The following is a 20,979-nucleotide window of genomic DNA, read 5'->3' as shown; positions in this document are numbered from 1 at the left end:
CAAGAGAATGACGATGACCGACATCGACGAATACATGACCGACCTCGGCCGCCGTGCGCGCCGGGCTTCGCGCGCGATGGCGCGTGCATCGACGGCGGCGAAGAACGCCGCGCTCGAAGCGGTCGCAAACGCGATCGAACGCGAGCGCGTTGCGCTGAAAGACGCGAACGCGCGAGATCTCGCCCGCGCCCGCGACAAAGGTTATGACGCTGCGTTCATTGACCGCCTGACGCTCTCCGATAAAGCCTTGAACACCATGGTCGAAGGCTTGCGGCAGGTTGCAACGCTCGCGGACCCCATCGGCGAAATCAGCGGTCTGAAGTTCCGTCCGAGCGGCATCCAGGTGGGCCAGATGCGCGTGCCGCTGGGTGTGATCGGGATCATCTACGAATCGCGGCCGAACGTGACTATCGACGCCGCCGCGCTTTGTCTTAAATCCGGTAATGCAGCTATTCTGCGCGGCGGTTCCGAAGCGTTGGAGTGCAACACGGCTCTGGCGAAATTGATTGGTGAAGGGCTGGAGGCGGCCGGGTTGCCGCAAGAAGCCGTACAAGTGGTCGCAACGGCGGATCGCGCGGCAGTGGGCAAGTTGATCACCATGACCGAATACGTCGATGTGATCGTGCCGCGGGGCGGCAAGAGCCTGATCGCGCGCCTGATGGAAGAAGCGCGCGTGCCCATGATCAAGCACCTGGACGGCATCTGCCACGTCTATGTGGACGACCGGGCGGATCTGGCGAAGGCGCTCAACGTCTGCGATAACGCCAAAACGCATCGTTACGGAACCTGCAACACGATGGAAACCTTGCTGGTCGCCAAGGGTGTCGCGGCGGAAGCCTTGCCGCTGCTGGCCAAGGCGTTCAAGGCGAAAGACGTGGAGTTGCGCGTGGACGCGGCAGCGCGCGCCGTGCTGCAGGCAGCCAGATATGACGGTCTCCTCAACGATGCGACCGAAGCCGACTGGAGCATCGAGTACCTCGCACCCATCCTGTCGATCAAGCTGGTGAACGATCTGGACGAAGCCATCGATCACATCAACACCTACAGCTCGAATCACACTGACGCCATTGTTACCGAGGACCACGACCGCGCCATGCGCTTCCTGCGCGAAGTCGACTCCGCGAGCGTGATGGTGAATGCGTCGACCCGTTTCGCCGATGGTTTCGAATTTGGACTCGGTGCGGAAATCGGCATTTCCAACGACAAGCTTCACGCGCGTGGACCGGTTGGGCTGGACGGGCTGACATCGTTGAAATACGTCGTGCTCGGACACGGCGAATCACGCCAATAAGCAACGTCAACAAGCAACGACAATAAGCGAGACCGCCATTCCAATGCTCTGGATCAAATCCCTGCACATAGTATTAGTCGCTTCGTGGTTCGCCGGTCTGTTCTACCTGCCGCGCATCTTCGTCAATCTCGCGATGGAAACCGAGCCGGCGGCTACCGCCCGCTTGCTGATCATGGCGCGCAAGCTGTTCCGCTTCATGACGTTCATCGCCGTGCCGGCGCTTGCGTGCGGCTTGTGGCTGCTGCTGGTCGTGGGCATTGGCCAGGGCCAGGGCTGGATGCACGCAAAGCTCGGCATTGTGGTGCTGATCATCATTTACCACGCGTACTGCGGTGTTCTGCTGCGCAGGTTCCAGCGCGGCGAGAATACGCGTTCGGACAAGTGGTATCGCATGTTCAACGAGTTGCCGGTGCTCGGGCTGCTGGGCGCAACGCTCTTGGTGGTTATCAAGCCGTTCTAAGCATGTTGCGACAGACGAAACGCCAGCGCAGCCAAGCGCCGGCGTTTTCACATCCGATGGTCTGCAGCATGACGACATTTGGCGGGCGTTTCGCTGCGCCATATCTGGCTCGCGAGAGTGCTATCAATCTCCGCGATGCAGGCGTTCCCAGCTCGTATTCATCTCGGCAATGACCTGTTTCACCAGATCCGCCGAGGTCTCCACGATCGCGTATTCATCCTGCCCCGGACCGCTCATTTTTACGCGCTCATTGCGATAGCGCATGCCGCTGGCAATGGGCGCACGGCCGGACGTGTGGTATTCGACGCAGCCCGTTTCAGAGACCAGTTGTGCAATGTTGTTCAATCGCACGCCGGCGCCGGGCATGACCGTCAGCCGGCTCTCCGCCGCCTCGCGCAGCTTCCCGATCAGCGCTCGACCTTCCAACGCGTTCGCTTCCTGGCCAGAGGTAAGAAGACGGTTGCAACCCGCATCGATAATGTCTTCCAGCGCTTTGAACGGATCACGCGCTACGTCAAACGCGCGGTGAAAAGTAACCGGCATGGGCGCGGCCAGTTCGACCAGACGCCTGGTACGGGGCACATCGATGTCGCCATCGGCGGTGAGCAGTCCGATCACCACGCCGTCCACGCCGAGCTTTTTGCAGGCGAAGACGTCGCGCTCCATCACGTCGAATTCGACATCCGAATAAAGAAAGTCGCCGCCACGCGGCCGGATGATCACGTTCAACAATATTGATAGTTTGTCCCGGGCACTGGCAATGGCGCCATACGAAGGCGTAGTGCCGCCTTCCAGCAGGTTGTCGCAAAACTCTACACGGCCCGCGTGCCCTTCTTGCGCTGCCAGGCAAGAGGTAACGGAACCGGCACAGATTTCCAGCAGAAGTGGTGACACGGACATGGAGGGATCTTCCCAATGAGGTCAAGCCGGGTAGCTTAAAGCACGGGGCCTCGCTTCATCGCGTGAGTTGTATCGCCGGTTTGCGAAAACGCGCGCTTCGATAAGTACTATTCAATATGCCAGAAGGGTCTGGCCTTAGTGCCCTTCGGTAATCGAAGTCTGACCTGAGAGAAATCCGGTTCGCCAGAACCGGGTTTTTCGAAGAAAAGGGTCTTCTAAAATGCAAAGCGGGTTCTTCTTCGGAAGGACCCGCTTTTTTATATGGCGTAAAAATCTAGCCCTCCTAATTTCCCACCCGCCTTCTATCCAGCACGCCCTTCGCCTCAGCGAGCCTCTCCGCAAATTCAGGCCCGCGCGCCAGCGCCACACCCACCGCCAAAATATCGCCGATCGCGAGATGCGATACCCGCGATGTCATCGGCGAAAAGATGTCCGTGTCTTCGTCTACGTTCGCGAACAACCCCACGCTCGCCAAACGCGCCAGGGGCGAATTCCCATGCGTGATCGCAATGACCTTCGCGCCGCTGTCCAAAGCCGACTTCACCGCGTCGAGTATGTCGCGCGTGCGGCCCGTGTTCGAGATAACCACGACCACATCCCCCGCGCCCAGCAGCGCGGCCGACGTCGTGTACGTATGCGGATCCGAATACGCCACGCTCGGCACGCCGAGCCTGAAGAATTTGTGCTGGATATCGAGCGCGGCAATTCCTGATCCGCCCGCGCCGTAAAACTCGATCCGCCGCGCTTCTGCAAGCAAGGTGATCGCCGCCGCCACGCTATCCGATGACAAACTATTGCGGACCTGCAGCAACGCGCCAATGGTCCGGTCGAGCACTTTTGCCGCGACGCCGGCGGCGGGTTCATCGGCGCGGACATCGCGGAAAACGGCCGGTGCGGGAACAACAGATGCAATGCTCTGCGCCAGCCGGATCTTGAACTCGCGGAATCCCGAAAAACCCAGCGCCTGGCAGAACCGCGCAATCGTCGGCTGGCTGACGCCTGCGCGCTTGGCGAAGTCCGTCATGGCCATATCCAGCACTTCGCGCGGCGCCTCCAGCACGTAGTCAGCCAGCTTGCGCTCGGAGGGGCGCAACTGCTCTCGCATTGCTTCGACTTGGGACAGCAACATCGGGAATCTCGCCTATGCTGGAAATGCGTGGACTATAGCTGATTGACAGAAATGTACAAAAACTACATAAATATTTGCGATTCTCAGCGTTTCGCAAGATGTCGGGAAGCTGGCAAAGTGATCCAATACATAAGATTTCGACGCAAAATAAGGGTTTTCCAGATGGAATTCGTGTAGTTTTTCTACTAAAATTCGTACTCATGACTCGGGAACGCCTCAAAAACAAAACTTCCCCATCCCTGCGACCGTTCAACCCGGCGTCAACCGCCCGCTCGCTACAACGAGCCGAAGGAGTTTCGATGGTTTCCCCGCATTCACATCTGAATAAAGTCACCCAGCGCGTGATCGAGCGCAGCAAGCCGACGCGTTCGGCGTACCTGGCGCGTATCGACGGCGCGCAAGGCCACTTTCCCGCCCGCGGCGCGCTGTCATGCGCAAACCTCGCGCATGGTTTTGCCGGACTCGAGGGCCAGGAGAAGATCGCGATCAAGGCGGTACGCGAGCCAAATATCGGCATCGTTTCGTCTTATAACGAGATGCTTTCCGCCCATGCGCCGTTCAAGAATTACCCCGACATCATCAAGCACGCCGCCCGCGAAGCGGGCGGTGTGGCGCAATTCGCGGGCGGCGTGCCGGCCATGTGCGACGGTGTCACGCAAGGCAACGCGGGCATGGAACTGTCGCTGTTCTCGCGCGAAGTGATTGCAATGAGCACCGCCGTCGCATTGACCCACAACATGTTCGATGCCGCCTTGTGCCTGGGCATCTGCGACAAGATTGTTCCGGGCTTGCTGATCGGCGCGCTGCAGTTCGGTCATCTGCCAACCATTTTTGTTCCCGCCGGTCCGATGACCAGCGGCCTCACGAACGACGACAAAGCCAAGGTCCGCCAGCAATTCGCGACCGGCGCCTGCGACCGCAGCGCGTTGCTGGAAGCTGAAGCGGCGGCTTACCACGGCCACGGCACGTGCACCTTCTACGGCACGGCTAACAGCAACCAGATGCTGATGGAAGTCATGGGCCTGCATCTGCCGGGTTCCGCGTTCATCCACCCGCATACGCCGCTGCGAGACGCGCTCACCGCCGAAGCCGCGAAGCGCGTGCTGGAACTGACCGTGGAACGTGGGCATTACACGCCGGTTGGCCATGTGGTCGATGAAAAGGCGATCGTGAACGGCATCGTTGCATTGCTGGCAACGGGTGGTTCCACCAATCACACGCTGCATCTGGTGGCGATTGCACGGGCGGCGGGCATTGTGATCGACTGGAATGACTTCGATGAACTCTCGCAAGCCGTGCCGCTGACCGCGCGGATCTATCCGAACGGCAAGGCCGACGTGAATCATTTCCACGCGGCGGGCGGCGTTGCGTATCTGGTGCGCGACCTGCTTCAGGCGGGCCTGCTGCACGAAGACGTGACGACTGTCGCAGGCAAGGGCCTGAAGCACTACACGCGCGAACCAAAACTGATTGATGGCAAGCTGCAATGGGTCGACGGCAGCGAAACCAGCCACGACACGAAAGTGCTGCGCAGCCACAAGGAACCGTTCGCACCCGATGGCGGTTTGCGCCTGATGCAGGGAAAACTCGGCCGTGGCGTAATCAAGATCTCGGCGGTGGCGGAGCAGCATCGGCATGTGAGGGCGTCGGCTATTGTGTTTGAGTCGCAGGAGGAAGTGCAGGAAGCGTTCGACAACGGCGAGCTCAAGCGCGATTTCGTCGCCATCGTGCGGTTCCAGGGCGCGCGGGCGAACGGCATGCCGGAGTTGCACCGGTTGACGCCGCTTCTGGGCGTGTTGCAGGATCAGGGTTTCCACGTTGCGCTGGTGACGGACGGACGCATGTCCGGCGCGTCGGGCAAGGTCCCTGCTGTGATTCATATCTCGCCGGAAGCATTGCTGCGCGGCCCAATAGGCAAGGTGCGCACGGGCGACATGATCGTTATCGATGCAAACAAGGGTGTGCTCGACGTCGAGATTGGCGAGCAGGAATGGGCCGCCCGCGAAGTCGGGCAGCCGAAACATCAGGCCGGCAACGAAGTCGGTTTCGGACGCGAGCTGTTCGGCGTATTTCGCAGCGCGGCAATGCCGGCTGAACTGGGCGCATCGGTTTTCGGGCCGATGGTGGGCGAAGCCCCCCACAACCTATAAGGAGCAGTACATGAAAACGGTAAGCGAAATCGTGCGGCTGGGGCCGGTCATTCCGGTCCTCGCGTTCGAGTCGGTGGAACAGGGCGAAAACGTGTCGCGCGCGCTGCACGCGGGCGGCGTGAAGGTGCTGGAAATCACGCTGCGCACGGCGGCGGGGCTTGCGGCTATCGAGCGGGCGAGCCATCTGGCGGACGACATTGTGGTGGGCGTGGGTACGATCACCAAACCCGAGCACTGCGCGCAGGCGAAAAAAGCGGGCGCGCAATTCGGGGTGTCGCCAGGGTTGACGAAGGAGATCCATCTGGCTTCGCTCGACGCCGGCCTGCCGCTCCTGCCTGGAGTGATGACACCGACCGACATCATCAACGCGATGGAACTCGGTTACGAAATCGTGAAACTGTTCCCGGCGCAACAGGCGGGCGGGGTGGCTATGCTGCAAGCGCTCAACGGTCCGTTCCCAACGTTGAAGTTCTGCCCGACGGGCGGGATCACCGCTGAAATCGCACCGACGTTCCTCGCGCTGCCGAATGTAGTCTGCGTGGGCGGTTCGTGGCTCACGCCGAAAGCCGCGCTTAGCGCGCAAAACTGGGAAGAAGTCACGCGCCTTGCACGCGCAGCGAGTACGCTGGCACCGGCAAGGGCGTAGAAACCCTAGTGCTGTACCGCTTCAATTGAAAAGCCTCCCCGGACCCTCACCGCGGAGGCTTTTTCTTTTACTCAATCGGGAACGCTTACTGCGCGCGTTTCGAACGCTGCAAGTAAAATCCCGTTTCAACACTCGATCATCCGCCCGGCCGGACAAGCCAAGGTAAAAAGCAAACCGGTGACAACGGCTGCAGCGGACGAAAAAATAACGTCAACAGTTGAGGGAGGCACTTCATGGAGCCAGTTCACGGCAGCATGTTGCTGGTGTACGGGGTTATCGCGATTGGTCTGCTGATCTTGCTCATTACGCGATACAAGGTGTACCCGTTTCTCGTCCTGATCATTGTTTCGTTGCTGCTTGGGCTGGCCGCCGGCATGCCGATGGACAAGATCGTCAAGGCGTTCGAAACCGGCAATGGCAACACGCTCGGGCACATAGCGATCGTGGTCGGTCTTGGCACCATGCTCGGCAAGATGATGGCCGAATCCGGCGGTGCAGAACGGGTTGCGAATACGCTGATTGCCTGGTTCGGCGAAAAGCATATTCACTGGGCCATGATGTTCGTGGCGATCATCGTGGGCTTGCCGGTGTTTTTCGAAGTGGGCTTCGTGCTGCTGATTCCGATTGCGTTCAACGTGGCGAAGCGCACCGGTAAATCGCTGTTGCTGATCGGCCTGCCCATGGTCGCCGGGCTCTCTGTGGTACACGGCCTGATTCCGCCACACCCGGCCGCCATGCTCGCCGTGCAGGCATACCACGCGGATATAGGCAGGACGATTGTGTATGGGCTGATCGTCGGCATCCCCACGGCCATTGTGGCCGGTCCGCTGTTCGCGTTGCTGATCCACAAGTACATCAAGTTGCCGGAACACAATCCGCTCGCGGCTCAATTTGTGGATTCACGCAAGGAAGGCGACGCGCCGCGCGAACTGCCGGGTTTCGGCATCACGCTGTTCACCATTTTGCTGCCAGTGATCCTGATGCTGATCGGCAGTTGGGCGGACCTGGTCTCCACGCCGAAAACGCTTGCTAACGACCTGCTGCATTTTGTCGGCAACTCGGATGTTGCGTTGTTGATCGCGGTGCTGTTCAGCTTCTGGAGTTTTGGTGCGTCGCGTGGTTTCAATCGTGAGCAGATCCAGAAGTTTTGCGGCGAATGCCTAGCGCCTATCGCAGGCATTACGCTGATCGTGGGCGCCGGCGGCGGCTTCGGTAATGTGTTGCGCGAGAGCGGTATTTCCCAGCAGCTTGTGGCTTCGGCGTCGGCTGCGCATCTGTCGCCGCTGCTGCTTGGCTGGTTCGTCGCGGCGCTGATTCGCCTCGCGACGGGTTCAGCGACGGTGGCCATGACCACCGCTTGCGGCATTGTTGCGCCGATCGCGTCGGCCGCCGGCGGCAGCGTCAGCCCGGAATTGCTGGTGCTTGCGACGGGTTGCGGTTCGTTGATTTTCTCGCATGTGAACGATGGCGGTTTCTGGCTGGTCAAGGAATATTTCGGCATGACGGTCGGCCAGACATTCAAGACGTGGTCGCTGTGCGAGACGATCATTTCAATCATGGGTTTGGGTTTGACTTTCGCGCTCGCGACGGTCGTGTAAGGAGACGTTGATGATATTGATCGCGATGGGCGTATCCGGTTGTGGCAAGACGACGATCGGCGAAATGCTGGCTGAACGGCTGAAGTGCGATTTCGCTGATGCCGACAGTTTTCACAGCCAGGCGAACAAGGACAAGATGCACAAGGGCATCCCGCTCACGGACGAAGACCGCTGGCCGTGGCTTGCGGCCATCCGGGCATCGATAGAAGAAAAGCAGGCGGACGGCACCACGCACGTGTATGCGTGTTCGGCGTTGAAGCACGTGTACCGCGACATTCTTCGCAAAGGCGATAAGGACGTGACGTTTGTTTATTTGAAGGGAACGCCGGAGTTGTTGAGGGAGAGGATCAAGACGCGCACGGGCCATTTCTTCGATCCGGCGCTGCTGCAGAGTCAGCTTGATACGCTAGAGCCGCCCAGCCCGGATGAGGCTATAGAGGTGAATATTGCGCTCACGCCGGAGCAGATTGTGGACAAGGTGTTGAATGAGGTGAAGGCTCGCTGAGTTCTAGAAACTATTTCAGATTCGCCTGGGGCAGCGCGAATAGCGAAACATTCGAATGCCTGAATCATCGCCAATTCAGGCGTCAATCTGCTTTCGCACTAAAGCAAAAGACCGTTTCAGCGCCAAGCTGGACCGGTCTTTTGCTTTTCTATAACGTGGAGCGCTGTCGCAAACGTATTGTCCATCCTGTCGCCTAGGAGGGGCGGTGCTCGTCTTGAGAAATTATCAGGAATCCAAGCGAAATAAAAATTTAAAAGGCATTGTTTCGCAGTGCTGGAATGTTATTTTGTGAATTGCGACCGGACATGGCGAGATATCCGAGTAACTAGGATTTTTTCCGTACGTAGTAGTGGGCTTCGCAATCAGAATCGCGGTTCTCGCTGGAGGCTTGCGCGTCAGCTAGTTCTTTGCGGTACTAGGCCGGGGTCGCATGAATCCGTCATTATCTCGCGGGTTCCTGGTCTCGTCGATCTCTCAGCAACACAAGCCATAAAGAAATGGAGATTCAATCTCCTTCTAAACACAGCGTCTTAAATAATACAGCATAATCTCCGTAGAACTTCATTTGGTCCGATCCAGCGCCGGAAACAGGCCTCGACGGCCGAGAGGACTTCGGCGAGCGTGGCGAAGTACCGGTTATGCAGCGCCAGACGCCTTGTCAGCTTCCAGCCCCGTTCAATAGGTGCCAGTTGCGGGCTGTATGGCGGGAGGAACAGCAACGTCAGGTCCCGCCTGTATTTGCGCAGCAGTGGCTTGAGCATGTTGGCATGGTGGTACTTGGCGTTGTCCAGCACGACGAGGATGCGCTTGCCACGACGTCGATGACGCAGTAGCCGGCGCAGAAAGGACGCAAACGTTTCTGCGTTGAAGACAGGGCACACCTGCCAGACGAAGCGCCCGGTGCTCAGGCTGACGGCGCCAAAGCACGCCACCGACTTGCGCGTGGGCGCGTGCATCAACACCGGATCGCGAACCTCCGGGGCCACCCACATGCGACAGCGCGATCCATGCTGCTGGAAATGGCATTCGTCCAGGCTCCATAACTCAACGTCGTCGCGCTTTGCCAGGCGCCGCAGTTTTTTTTACTGTCGCAACCCGTACGGGATCAGACTGGGCGACTTGCGGGCGCGGTTTGCGCAGCCGAAAACCCATCTGGCGAAACAGCCGCTGGCACTGTCGCACGCCCAGCTCGATGCCGTAGCACTGACGCAAGTGCTCCGACAGAACGGGCCCATCCCACAGGCCCGCTTCAAATCCGAAGTCACGTGGTGTCTTGCGCAGGTCAGCCTCAATACGAGCCCATTGCGATTCATCCAACGTACGTGGACGTCCGGGCCGCTCACCTTCCCGTAATCCCTCGAAGCCGCCGCGCTCGAAACGTTGGACCCATCGCTGAACGGTCGTGGCCGCCTGACCGAACAACTGGCCCACTTCAGTGCACGAGTAACCGCTGCTTACCAGCAGCACCCCATGGAGACGATGGTCATACCGCGATTCCTCGCTCCGTTCGATCTCCTGTTGAATCGCAACCTGCATGATCTGCGGGTCTGCAATTTCGAGCTTGCGCATGGTCGCCTCTCCAAAAGAGTAACCACGTAATCATATAATGCTGCAGTATTTATGTCGCCATGTTTAAAGCGGTCATTACATCGGTTGGCGGCGCAACAAAGGGCGGCACGTCGGACAGTTCGAAGCCCTTGATCACAGGTACGGCTGATGCCGGCACCACGGTTAACATTTACGACGGCGCACGTTTCATCGGTACGGCCACGGTAGCGGAGAACGGTACGTGGAGCTTCACGGCACCGGTGGTGTCTGAAGGCTGGCAACCACTCGTTCTCGGCCATCGCCGTGAGCAGCACCGGAAGCTTCGGCACAGCGTGCGACGTGATGCCCGTGAGTATTCCGTCGAACACGCCGGTTGCTCCGGCCAAGCCGATCGTCAACGGCATGACGGACGACGAGGGTCACCGAGGCGGATGTTTTCCCTGCCAACGCATCCTGGATGAATCGCGGCGCGGCCGAATCCGCACCACCGCATTTCCCGCGCAACCCTTTTACCGCGCGTTCGGCGTGCCGCGCGATTGCCGAGCAGGCCGACACCGCGTCCGGCGCGATGCGGAGTCGTCCATAAAATAGAAAAAGCCGCTCGATTATGAACTCGAGCGGCTTTTACGCAGGTTTGAAAACCAGCGTGTTACTTAATTCGCTTCGCCAATTCGATAGCCTTCCCAACATAGGACCCCGGCGTCATCTCGAGCAGGAGTTTCTTGGCGTCGTCGGGAATGGCGAGGCCGCTGATAAACGTCTGCAAGCCTTCGCGCGTGATGCCCTTGCCGCGCGTGAGTTCCTTCAATTGCTCGTAGGGATTTTCCACGCCGTAACGGCGCATGACGGTTTGCACCGGTTCGGCCAGCACTTCCCAGCAGTTGTCCAAATCTTCATTCAACCGAGCCGCATTTACTTCGAGCTTGTCCAGCCCGCGAATCAGCGAGTCATAAGACAGCAATGAATAGCCGAACGCCACACCAATATTTCGCAGTACGGTGGAATCCGTGAGGTCGCGTTGCCAACGGGAGACGGGAAGCTTGTCGGCGAGATGACGCAGCATTGCGTTTGCCATGCCGAGATTGCCTTCCGAGTTCTCGAAGTCGATGGGATTGACCTTATGCGGCATTGTCGATGAACCGATTTCACCCGCTTTCGTCCGCTGCTTGAAATAGCCGACGGAGATATAACCCCAGATATCGCGATCCAGATCGAGAAGAATGGTGTTGGCGCGCGAAATGGCGTCGAACATCTCGGCCATGTAGTCGTGCGGTTCAATCTGAATGGTGTACGGATTGAAGGTCAGTTTCAGCCGGTCTTCGACCACACCTTCAGCGAATTCTTCCCAGTCGAACTCCGGATATGCCGAGAGATGCGCATTGAAGTTGCCCACTGCGCCGTTCATCTTGCCAAGAACCGGCACTTCCGCAATCCGTTCAATGGCGCTCTGAAGGCGGGCCGCGACGTTCGCCATTTCCTTGCCGAGCGTGGTCGGGCTGGCCGGCTGGCCGTGCGTGCGGGAGAGCATGGGTTGCGCTGCGTGCGCGTGGGCGAGCTTGACGAGCCGATCGTGAACGGCGCGCAGCGCGGGCAGGAGCACGTGTTCGCGGGCGCCGGCGATCATCATGCCGTGCGAGGTGTTGTTGATGTCTTCGGACGTGCACGCGAAATGGATGAACTCACTCGCGCGCTCGAGTTCCGGCTGACCTTTCACTGACTCCTTGAGCCAGTATTCGACTGCCTTGACGTCGTGATTAGTAACCTTTTCGATGTCCTTGATGCGCGCGGCGTCGTGGGCGGTGAAGCGCTCGGCGAGCTGCAGCAGGAAGTCTTCGGACGTCTCGGAGAAGGGTGGGACTTCATCGAATCCGGCTTGCGACAGCGCGATCAGCCAGTGAATTTCCACCTTCACACGATGCTTCATGAACGCGTATTCGGACAGCCATTCGCGCAATGCTTCCGTTTTGGCGGCGTAGCGGCCGTCGAGCGGGGAAAGCGCGGTGAGCGCGAAGAGGGTATCGGGACGAGTATCGGACATGGTGGGGGCAGCCGCGCAGTGAGACGAAAGGAGAAGCGGATTTTACCATTGCGGCAAAAAGGGTTAGGCGGAAGCGGTGGAACTTGCCTTATCGCGAAAGTTGGCATTTTTGCGGCCATCGCCAGATTCGTGCGCGTAGGGAGTGATACCACGTGTAATTCGACTGAATTACGATGAGGTTTTCGAAACTACCACAGAGGAGAAATCGCCATGACGGCGAGTGCATTGGTGCAAACGCGCATCGACCCTGCGCTGAAAGAGCGTGCGGCTGCGGTGCTTGACAAAATCGGACTGACCGTCTCGGATGCCGTGCGTATCTTGCTGACGCGCATTGCCAACGACGGTGCGTTGCCGTTCGCCTTTGCGACCGACCCGGCGGTGCATGACGCCTGGTTCCGCGCGAAAGTGCAGGAAGCATTGGACGATCCGCGTCCAGCCATGCCGCACGAGGACGTCGAAGCCCGTTTCGCCAAGCGTCGCGCGGCAGCGCTTCGGAAAGCCGGCGAAGGTGACGCGTGAGGCTTGAATGGTCGGCTTTCGCAATGGCGGATCGTGACGGGAATCACTGTTATTGGTCCGTGGACCGCTACGTAGCTAACACCCGCTTATTTGCCTCGTAACGCGGCGTCCAATTCTTCCAACTGCTTCGGCGTACCAACGTTTTCCCATCGCCCTTCATACAACTCGCCCGTGGCGCGCCCGGCCGCAATGGTCTCGCGATAGTACGGGGTCAATGCTCGCCGCGTTTCCGAAGCGAGATCGCGAAACATGCGCGTGTCATATAAGCCGATATTGCCGAAGGTGTAGCGAGTGGAGCCATCAAGCGAAAGCGTGCCTTCAGGATTCAAGGCGAAATCGCCCAGAGTATGAAAGGGTGGATTCGGCACCATGACCAGATGCATCGCGGGTTCGTCTTGCAGCGCCATCTTCGCGGCGCGCTCGTCCAGCCGCGCGTAGTCGAACTCGCAGAACACATCGCCGCTGACCGCTATAAAAACCGCAGCTTCACCGTCTTTCTCGAGCAGCGGCAAAGCCTTGGCAATGCCACCGGCCGTCTCAAGCGCGTGCATCTCGTGCGAGTAGCGGATTTCAACGCCCCAGCGGGAGCCATCGCCGAGTTTGGAGTGAAACATCCGTCCAAGCCACGCGTGATTAATAACAATCGTCTTGAAGCCCGCAGCAGCAAGCCGTTCAATTTGCCACACGATCAGCGGTTTCCCGCCAACGGCAAGCAAAGGCTTCGGGCATGAATCCGTCAGCGGACGCATGCGCTCGCCGCGTCCGGCAGCGAAAATCATCGCTACATTCAAGGTGCTCAAAACGTATAACCCACGTCGACTGCGCGCCCTTCCAGCGTATCCAGCAGCCGTGCAAACGGCCGCAACGGCCTATAACGCTCGGAAACCTTTCGTGCATAGCCAATAAACCTCGGCAAATCAGCGAGATAGACCGGTTTCCCATCGCGATGATAAATCCGCGCAAACAGCCCGAGCACCTTGATATGCCGCTGCAATCCCATCCATTCGATCTGCCGGTAGAACTCGCCGAAATCCGCGTCCACCGGCAATCCGGCCTTGCGCGCTCCTTCCCAGTAGTGCACGAAGCAGTCGAGCTCGAACTCTTCTTCCCAGCTAATGAACGCGTCGCGCAACAACGACGCAATGTCGTAGCTCAGCGGCCCGTACACCGCGTCCTGGAAATCGAGCACGCCGGGATTCGGCTCGGTGACCATCAGGTTGCGCGGCATGAAATCGCGCAGCATGAAGACCTGCGGTTGGGCCAACGCGCTTTGAACGAGCACGCTGAAGGTATCGTCGAGCACCTTGCGCTCAGCCGCGTCCAGCGTGTGGCCCAGATGCTTCGCCACGAACCACTCGGGCATCAATTCCATTTCGCGGCGCAGGAACGCTTCATCGAACGAAGGCAGCACGCCTTCATGCGAGGTCACCTGGAACTTGATCAACGCATCAATGGCCGAGCGCATCAGCGGCCGGGCGTTCTTTTCATCGAGGACGGAAAGATACGTCGTGGTGCCCAGATCCGTTACCAGCATGAAGCCGGCATCGAAATCCGTTTCCAGGATCTGCGGCACATGCACGCCGGCTGCGCGCAGCAACCCGGCGACCTGCACGAATTCGCGGCACTTCTCGGGCGGTGGGGCGTCGACGGCGATCAGCGTCTTGCCGGCGTCGCAGTCGGCGGCCAACCGGAAATAGCGCCGGAAACTGGCGTCGGCCGAAGCGGCTTCAAGCGTGGAAAGGCCCAGCCGATACCGCTCCGCCAAGGTTTGCAGCCATTCATGAAGCTGGGTAAGGCGAAAATCCGGGAAATCGTTGGATGAGGGCGTCATAAACTCGAGGGGTGAAACGTCTTGCCATATAATACCCCACGACTTTTTTAAGCATTCCGTTTGCGCCCGGCGCGAAGCCTTTGGCAGGCCACAACGGTATCGTTGGCTACTGAAGGGTACGACAGCCGCCCGTATCATCCATCGATCGATTCATTTTCGTTCGCAGCGAACCGTCAACTCCGGTGGCGCGAGTTCCGGTGGCTGTGCCCGGGCACTCTCGTCGAGCGCGGGGCGTGACGCGATTGAACAGCACTCAAACATGCCGCCACGACAGTTTTCCAAACCAGTTCCATTGCGCGAAGCGCGGCCACGCAGGCGGCGGCTGTTCGCAGCCCTGATAGCCGTGCCGGGTCTCATGCCCGCGCTCGCACAGGCGCAGCTAGCCGGTGCGGCAGCCGACTCGCAGCCGCTAGGCGACCCCTGGAGCCTGCGGCTTGCACCGCAGCTCGAAGAGCGGCCGCTGCGCCAGGGCGACCAGCCGGCCACGTTCGTGCTGGGCGACCACACCACGGGTACGGCCGACCGGGACATGGCCGCGAAGGGTTCGGCCGAATTGCGCCGCAATGTCTCGGTGATCAAGTCGGATGCGCTGCATTACGACCAGGACACCGACATGGCCGATGCTTACGGCTCTGTCAGGATCTTCAGTAACGGCAATTCGTTCATTGGCCCGGAAGCGCACTTGCAGGTGGAGGCGAACGAGGGTTACATGACGAACCCGAAGTACCGCTTCAATCTCTCGAATGGGTCGGGCAGCGGGTCGCGCGCCGACCTGCTCAATGACGAGCAAACGCACGTTACTTCAGGCACGTACACGGCGTGTTCGTGCGAGACCGACCCCGCCTGGTACATCAAGGGCACGTCGTTCGACTTCGATACCGGCGCGAGCGAAGGCGTCGCGCATAACGGCGTGCTGTTTTTCCAGGGCTTTCCGGTGTTCGCGAGCCCGTGGCTGTCGTTCCCGCTGACCAGCGAACGGCGCAGCGGCATCTTGCCGCCCACGGTGTCGCTGAATTCAACCACCGGTTTTGAAGTCTCGGTGCCGTACTACTTCAATATCGCGCCGAATCGCGACCTGCTGGTCACGCCGCGCCTGATGACGCGGCGCGGCATTCAGATCCAGTCGACGTTCCGGTATTTGTCGCCGACTTATTCGGGCACGATCACCGGCGAATTCCTGCCGCAGGACATGCAGACGCATACGAACCGTTATGCGATCTACATCCAGCACCAGCAGAACTTTGGTGGCGGGTTCGGCGCGTATATCAACTACAACAAGGTCTCGGACAATCAGTATCCGGAAGACCTGGGCAACGCCGCGAACCAGATCATCAATGGTACGCAGGTGCTGTATCAGCAGGAAGTCGGCGTCACGTACAACAACGGACCGTGGTCCATTCTCGCGCACGAGCAGCGCTGGCAGGTATTGCCGCCGGCGACCTCGCCGTACGCCCGCGAACCGCAGTTGAACGTGCTGTACAACAAGTACAACGTAGGCGGCTTCGACTACGGCGCGGAAGCGGACTACACGCGCTTTACGACCACCATTGCGGATTCCACGGAAGGCCAGCGCGTTGTTTTTAACCCGTACCTGAGCTACAGCGTCACCGGGCCGGGTTATTTCGTCACGCCGAAGATCCAGTATCACTTCGCCTCGTACGATTTGAACGAGATCGGCAGTGCGGCGAATGGTACGCCCGCGAACCAGCCAAAGACCCTGTCGGAATCCATTCCCACGGTCAGCTTCGACACCGGCCTCGTGTTCGACCGCTCGGTGCGCATCTTCGGGCAGGATTACATCCAGACGCTCGAGCCGCGCCTGTATTACGTGTACACGCCGTATCGCAACCAGGAATTCGCGCCGATCTTCGACACCGGCCAGTCAGACTTCAGCCTCGCTGAAATCTACACGCCGAACACGTATGCGGGTAACGATCGTATTGCCGACGCGAACCGTGTGACCGTAGGCCTGACCTCGCGTTTCATCAACCCGGCAACGGGCGACGAGCGTGCGCGTTTTGTGATCGCGCAGCAGTATTATTTCCAGCCGCAGCGCGTCACGATCACGCAAGGTCAGGCGCTCGACCAGGCAAAGCACTCGGACCTGATCCTGGGCGCGTCGTTCAAGCTGGGCGCTGGTTTTTCACAGGAAACGGCGTTCCAATATAATGCCGATAACAACCAGCTGGTGCGTTCGAGCATCGGTTTCGGGTTCAGCCCGGCGGCGCGCGAAGTCATCAATGTTGGCTATCGGTACACGCGGGCGAACGAGACCACGCTGTCCACCTCGCCGATCAACCAGATTCTGGTTTCGGCACAATGGCCACTGTCGCGACACATTTATAGCGTCGCCCGGGTGAACTACGATCTGGCGGGCCATCGTCTCGTCGACGGGCTGCTGGGCTTCCAGTACGATGCCGACTGCTGGACGCTCGGCATCGGCGTGCAGCGTTACGCAAACGGTATCACCAGCACCGGAAGTAACACTGCCGGGACGCGCGTTCTCGCCCAAATGACGTTCAAAGGCCTGGCGAACGTCGATAATGGCCTGACCTCGGCGTTCCGCGCCGGCGTCAACGGGTACACGCCGCCACCGCCGCCGGCCCCGCCGCTCGCGCGTTACACGAATTACGAATGAGCGTGCGGATGTGTGCCGAAATGTGTGAAGCACGCCGCAGGTAACAGGGCAATAGGGCAACAGGCAATAGGGTCGGTCACCGGCCGCAATCGATGGAGTATCTGTGTCAAACATGAACAAGTTGAAGTGCGCAATGTTCGCGGCAGGTGTTTTCGCCGCAGCTTTACTGGCCGGCCCGGCCGCGCACGCTCAGGCGCTGTCGCCCGCGACAACGGCGGGCGGCGCGCAGATTGCGGACTCTGTCGTCGCGGTGGTGAACAACGATGTGATCACGGAACGCGAACTCGCCGACCGCACGGGTCTGATCGTGCGCCGCCTGCAACAGCAGAACGCGCCGGTTCCGCCGGCGGATCAGTTGCAACGCCAGGTGCTCGACCAGATGGTGATCGAGCGGATTCAGTTGCAGAAGGCGAAGGAAGACAACATCACTGTTGACGACGCCACCGTGCAACGCACGCTCGAGCGCCTCGCGCAGCAAAACAATATGACGCTTGACGTGTACCGTGCGCGCATCGAGGCGCAAGGGGTGCCCTGGTCGACCTTCCAGCGCGATGCCCGCACCGAGCTGACGCTGTCGAAACTGCGTGAGAAAGAGGTGGACAGCAAGATCACGGTGTCGGACGGCGAAGTGGCCAACTACGTTGCCAGCCAGCGTGGACCGAACGCCCGCCAGTCCAACGACCTGCATCTCCAGCACATCATGTTCAAGGTGCCGGACAACGCAACGCAGGCTGATATTGCCGCTATCCAGGCGAAGGCCGAGGCCGTGCTGAAAGATGCGCAAAGCGGAACGGATTTCACCAAGCTGGCGAAAAACAATTCGCAGGATACCGACGCGCCCAAGGGCGGGGACCTCGGTTTCCGCACGCAGGCTTCGTTGCCGGCGTCCATTGTGAGCGCGGTTGCAACGCTGCGTCCGAACGAGGTGAATCCGCAACTGATTCGCACCGACGGCGGTTTTGAGATCATCAAGCTGGTGGAGCGCCGCACAGGCCAGGGCCAGGCAGCTGATGCACCCAAGCTCGTGCAAACCCATGTCCGGCACATTTTGCTGCGCGTAGCCGACGGCGTGTCCGAGGCGGCCGCCCGTCAGAAGCTGCTCGATATCAAGAGTGACGTTGAGAAGGGCGGTGACTTCGCCAACTTCGCGCGGACCTATTCGCAGGACGGTTCGGCGTCGCAGGGCGGGGATCTCGGCTGGATCAGCCCGGGTGAGACCGTGCCGGAATTCGAGCGCGCCATGAACAACCTGAAAGACGGTCAGGTCAGCGATCCGGTTCGCAGCGAGTACGGTTATCACTTGATCCAGGTGCTGGCACGCCGCGACGCGGAAGGTTCCGTGCAGCAGCAACTGGACACCGCGCGTCAGGCCATCGGCCAGCGCAAGGCCGAGCAAGCGTATTCCGACTGGCTGCGTGAACTGCGCGACACCGCGTACGTGCAGTACAAGGGTGCCGCGGCTCAGCAAGCGCTAAACCAGTAAGGCATGGCGAGATGAACGCAGCAAGCCAGTCCCCATTGTCGATTGCAATTACCACCGGGGAACCGGCGGGCGTGGGGCCTGAGTTGACCGTGGCGGCACTGGCTGAGGCAGCGCAGCGCTGGCCGTCGGTGAGGTTTACCGTGCTCGGCGACCGTGAGTTGATGGTTGAGCGGGCGGGTTCGTCGGCGTGGCTTTCCAAGGGCGCGGACATCGAGATCGAGCATCACGCGCTGGGTGTTCCGGTGACCGCGGGCAAGCTGAACGCCGCCAATGGCCGTTACGTGCTCGGGCTGCTCGATACAGCCATAGACGGGGCCGTGAGCGGGCGTTTCGACGCTATCGTCACCGCTCCGCTGCAAAAAAGCACTATCAACGACGCTGGCGTTCCCTTCACCGGCCACACCGAATATCTCGCCGAACGTACGCATACACCGCGCGTTGTCATGATGCTCGCGGGCATGGGCGACCGGCCGCTGCGCGTCGCGCTCGCCACCACGCATCTGCCGCTGAAGGACGTGTCGGCAGCGTTGACGGTGGATGGGATTGTCGAGACGCTGAGCATTATCGATTCCGACCTGAAAGCGCTGTTCGGTCTGCCGAAGCCGCGCATCCTGGTCACTGGGCTCAACCCGCACGCGGGCGAAAACGGTTACCTGGGCCGCGAGGAAATCGATGTCATCACGCCCGCGCTTCTGCAAGCGCGCGCGCTGGGCATTGACGCTCCCGGTCCCTATCCGGCCGATACCTTATTCCAGCCGCGTTATCTCAAAGACGCCGATTGCGTGCTCGCGATGTTCCACGATCAGGGTCTGCCGGTCCTGAAATTCGCGACGTTCGGTGAAGGTATCAACATCACGCTGGGGCTGCCGATTATCCGCACCTCGGTCGATCACGGCACCGCGCTCGATCTGGCCGGCACGGGCCGCGCGGACCCGGGCAGCCTGATGGTTGCCATCGATACAGCCGTTGCCATGGCGCGCCATCGTTGCGCGGCCTGATTGCTTTTGCGTCATTTCTTTTCATTGCGGTTTTAATCGGCTTCTCCGATGTCCATCAAGCACCAGGGCCACTTCGCGCGCAAGCGCTTCGGGCAGAACTTCCTCGTCGATCAAGGCGTGATCGATTCGATCGTGGACACCATCGCGCCGAAGCGCGGCGAACGCATGGTAGAGATCGGACCGGGCCTCGCGGCGCTCACCGCGCCGCTGATCGGACGGCTCTCCACGCCGGAGTCGCCGCTGCACGCAGTCGAGTTGGATCGAGACCTGATCGGGCGGCTTGAGAAGCGGTTTGGCAATCTGCTGGCGCTGCATGCCGGCGACGCGCTCGCGTTTGACTTTGGTTCGCTCGCGCTGGAAGGTGAAAAACCGTCCCTGCGGATTGTCGGGAATTTGCCGTACAACATTTCCAGTCCGCTGCTGTTTCATCTGACCACGTTCGCGCCGAAAGTCATCGACCAGCATTTCATGCTGCAGGATGAAGTGGTGGACCGGATGATCGCCGAGCCGGGCAACAAGGATTTTGGTCGGCTGACGGTGATGCTGCAGTACCGGTATTCCATCGACAAACTCATCGATGTCCCGCCCGAATCGTTCAATCCGCCGCCGAAGGTGAATTCGGCCATCGTGCGGATGATTCCGTATGCGCCGCATGAGCTGCCTGATGTCGACGACAAGGTGCTGGGCGAAGTCGTGCTGGCGGCGTTTTCGCAACGCCGCAAGATGATGCGTAATACGTTGGGTGTATACCGTGATCGCGTGGATTTCGATGCGCTGGGATTCGATCTTTCGCGGCGTGCGGAAGAAGTGCCCGTGGCCGAATTCGTGAAACTGGCGCAGGTGGTGAAGGCGGCGCAGTAGCGGTTTTTGAGGCCGCAGGCGGGTTCGATGGCGCATGCATGGCCGGACCCGCTTAGGCGTGCCGCGCTGGTCGCGCCAGGGCGGTTCTATCGGGTTGCTATCGCGCCTGTTGCTGCTCATTTCCTCTTTTCTATCTCTAAATTCCGGGTTCGTTGACGCGAACCGCGCGATCTCTTTTCTCCTTGCTCCCATGCGGCTTCTGCATCTTCACGATGCAAGGAATGCACTGGAGTTAATCCCCCTTGTTAGTCTCAAATTAGCGGCTCAAAAGCGCAGCAGACCCTTATGAAGGGCAGCCGCTTCAGCGGCATGACGCGGGTGTATCGGAGACACACAACGGCTTCTTTGATTCGTGGCGATACAGGCCAAGCCTGATCGTCGGAT

General features: G+C 59.9%; 18 protein-coding genes. 11 read left to right on the top strand and 7 right to left on the bottom strand.

The genetic code is table 11. The features are described 5' to 3' along the window. Positions 1-13 precede the first annotated feature (13 nt). A complete protein-coding gene (locus ABH944_RS00415) occupies positions 14-1,291 on the top strand; it encodes a glutamate-5-semialdehyde dehydrogenase (protein WP_404603898.1) in 1,278 nt (425 codons plus the stop codon). Positions 1,292-1,334: 43 nt separating this feature from the next. Further along, positions 1,335-1,751: a CopD family protein gene (locus ABH944_RS00410; RefSeq protein WP_404603897.1), complete on the top strand. Its 417-nt coding sequence runs from the start codon at positions 1,335-1,337 to the stop codon at positions 1,749-1,751. Between the two features lie 123 nt (positions 1,752-1,874). Here ABH944_RS00410 and ABH944_RS00405 read toward each other — a convergent pair whose 3' ends face one another. Continuing rightward, entirely contained in the window at positions 1,875-2,651 is a 777-nt protein-coding gene (locus tag ABH944_RS00405) for a copper homeostasis protein CutC (RefSeq protein ID WP_404603896.1), read from the bottom strand. A 283-nt stretch (positions 2,652-2,934) separates the two neighbouring features. Further along, positions 2,935-3,780 (bottom strand): MurR/RpiR family transcriptional regulator, encoded by an 846-nt coding sequence (locus tag ABH944_RS00400; protein WP_404603895.1) that lies wholly within the window; start codon positions 3,778-3,780, stop codon positions 2,935-2,937. A 299-nt stretch (positions 3,781-4,079) separates the two neighbouring features. Here ABH944_RS00400 and edd point away from each other — a divergent pair, with 299 nt between their 5' ends. The 4 genes from edd to ABH944_RS00380 all read left to right on the top strand — a co-directional run bounded on the left by edd (position 4,080) and on the right by ABH944_RS00380 (position 8,679). After that, complete coding sequence (gene edd / locus ABH944_RS00395; RefSeq protein ID WP_404603894.1) at positions 4,080-5,930, top strand: phosphogluconate dehydratase; 1,851 nt, start codon at positions 4,080-4,082, stop codon at positions 5,928-5,930. 10 nt (positions 5,931-5,940) lie between these two features. Beyond that, a complete protein-coding gene (gene eda / locus ABH944_RS00390) occupies positions 5,941-6,576 on the top strand; it encodes a bifunctional 4-hydroxy-2-oxoglutarate aldolase/2-dehydro-3-deoxy-phosphogluconate aldolase (protein ID WP_062089607.1) in 636 nt (211 codons plus the stop codon). Positions 6,577-6,809: 233 nt separating this feature from the next. After that, positions 6,810-8,174 (top strand): GntP family permease, encoded by a 1,365-nt coding sequence (locus ABH944_RS00385; RefSeq protein WP_404603893.1) that lies wholly within the window; start codon positions 6,810-6,812, stop codon positions 8,172-8,174. 10 nt (positions 8,175-8,184) lie between these two features. Continuing rightward, positions 8,185-8,679, top strand: a complete 495-nt coding sequence (locus ABH944_RS00380; protein ID WP_404603892.1) for a gluconokinase — start codon at positions 8,185-8,187, stop codon at positions 8,677-8,679. A gap of 530 nt (positions 8,680-9,209) precedes the next feature. Here ABH944_RS00380 and ABH944_RS00375 read toward each other — a convergent pair. The 3 genes from ABH944_RS00375 to purB all read right to left on the bottom strand — a co-directional run bounded on the left by ABH944_RS00375 (position 9,210) and on the right by purB (position 12,265). Then, positions 9,210-9,713, bottom strand: a complete 504-nt coding sequence (locus ABH944_RS00375; protein WP_404604263.1) for an IS630 family transposase — start codon at positions 9,711-9,713, stop codon at positions 9,210-9,212. A gap of 10 nt (positions 9,714-9,723) precedes the next feature. Further along, positions 9,724-10,248 (bottom strand): IS630 family transposase, encoded by a 525-nt coding sequence (locus tag ABH944_RS00370; protein WP_007179814.1) that lies wholly within the window; start codon positions 10,246-10,248, stop codon positions 9,724-9,726. Positions 10,249-10,876: 628 nt separating this feature from the next. Next, positions 10,877-12,265: an adenylosuccinate lyase gene (gene purB / locus ABH944_RS00365; protein WP_404603891.1), complete on the bottom strand. Its 1,389-nt coding sequence runs from the start codon at positions 12,263-12,265 to the stop codon at positions 10,877-10,879. 210 nt (positions 12,266-12,475) lie between these two features. Here purB and ABH944_RS00360 point away from each other — a divergent pair, with 210 nt between their 5' ends. Then, on the top strand, positions 12,476-12,784 hold the full coding sequence (locus ABH944_RS00360) for a type II toxin-antitoxin system RelB/DinJ family antitoxin (protein ID WP_404603890.1): 309 nt from the start codon (positions 12,476-12,478) through the stop codon (positions 12,782-12,784). 86 nt (positions 12,785-12,870) lie between these two features. Here ABH944_RS00360 and murU read toward each other — a convergent pair whose 3' ends face one another. Together murU and ABH944_RS00350 are read right to left on the bottom strand one after the other, a co-directional pair. Continuing rightward, positions 12,871-13,563, bottom strand: coding sequence for an N-acetylmuramate alpha-1-phosphate uridylyltransferase MurU (gene murU / locus ABH944_RS00355; RefSeq protein WP_404603889.1), 693 nt, complete (start codon positions 13,561-13,563; stop codon positions 12,871-12,873). A 17-nt stretch (positions 13,564-13,580) separates the two neighbouring features. Continuing rightward, on the bottom strand, positions 13,581-14,615 hold the full coding sequence (locus tag ABH944_RS00350) for an aminoglycoside phosphotransferase family protein (RefSeq protein ID WP_404603888.1): 1,035 nt from the start codon (positions 14,613-14,615) through the stop codon (positions 13,581-13,583). 259 nt (positions 14,616-14,874) lie between these two features. On the opposite strand from ABH944_RS00350, the gene ABH944_RS00345 reads away from it, so the two are divergent. The 4 genes from ABH944_RS00345 (at position 14,875) to rsmA (ending at position 20,595) form a co-directional block, all read left to right on the top strand. Beyond that, entirely contained in the window at positions 14,875-17,253 is a 2,379-nt protein-coding gene (locus ABH944_RS00345; protein ID WP_404603887.1) for an LPS-assembly protein LptD, read from the top strand. A 112-nt stretch (positions 17,254-17,365) separates the two neighbouring features. Beyond that, entirely contained in the window at positions 17,366-18,736 is a 1,371-nt protein-coding gene (locus ABH944_RS00340; RefSeq protein WP_404603886.1) for a peptidylprolyl isomerase, read from the top strand. A gap of 11 nt (positions 18,737-18,747) precedes the next feature. After that, positions 18,748-19,734 carry a 4-hydroxythreonine-4-phosphate dehydrogenase PdxA gene (pdxA, locus tag ABH944_RS00335; RefSeq protein ID WP_404603885.1) on the top strand — a complete coding sequence of 329 codons (987 nt, stop codon included), beginning with the start codon at positions 18,748-18,750 and terminating at the stop codon, positions 19,732-19,734. 48 nt (positions 19,735-19,782) lie between these two features. Next, positions 19,783-20,595 carry a 16S rRNA (adenine(1518)-N(6)/adenine(1519)-N(6))-dimethyltransferase RsmA gene (gene rsmA, locus ABH944_RS00330; protein ID WP_404603884.1) on the top strand — a complete coding sequence of 271 codons (813 nt, stop codon included), beginning with the start codon at positions 19,783-19,785 and terminating at the stop codon, positions 20,593-20,595. The last annotated feature ends 384 nt before the right edge of the window (positions 20,596-20,979 follow it).

It is taken from the genome of Caballeronia udeis (assembly GCF_044909315.1).
Lineage (GTDB): Bacteria > Pseudomonadota > Gammaproteobacteria > Burkholderiales > Burkholderiaceae > Caballeronia > Caballeronia udeis_A.
This window is presented reverse-complemented; position numbering and strand designations above follow the sequence as displayed.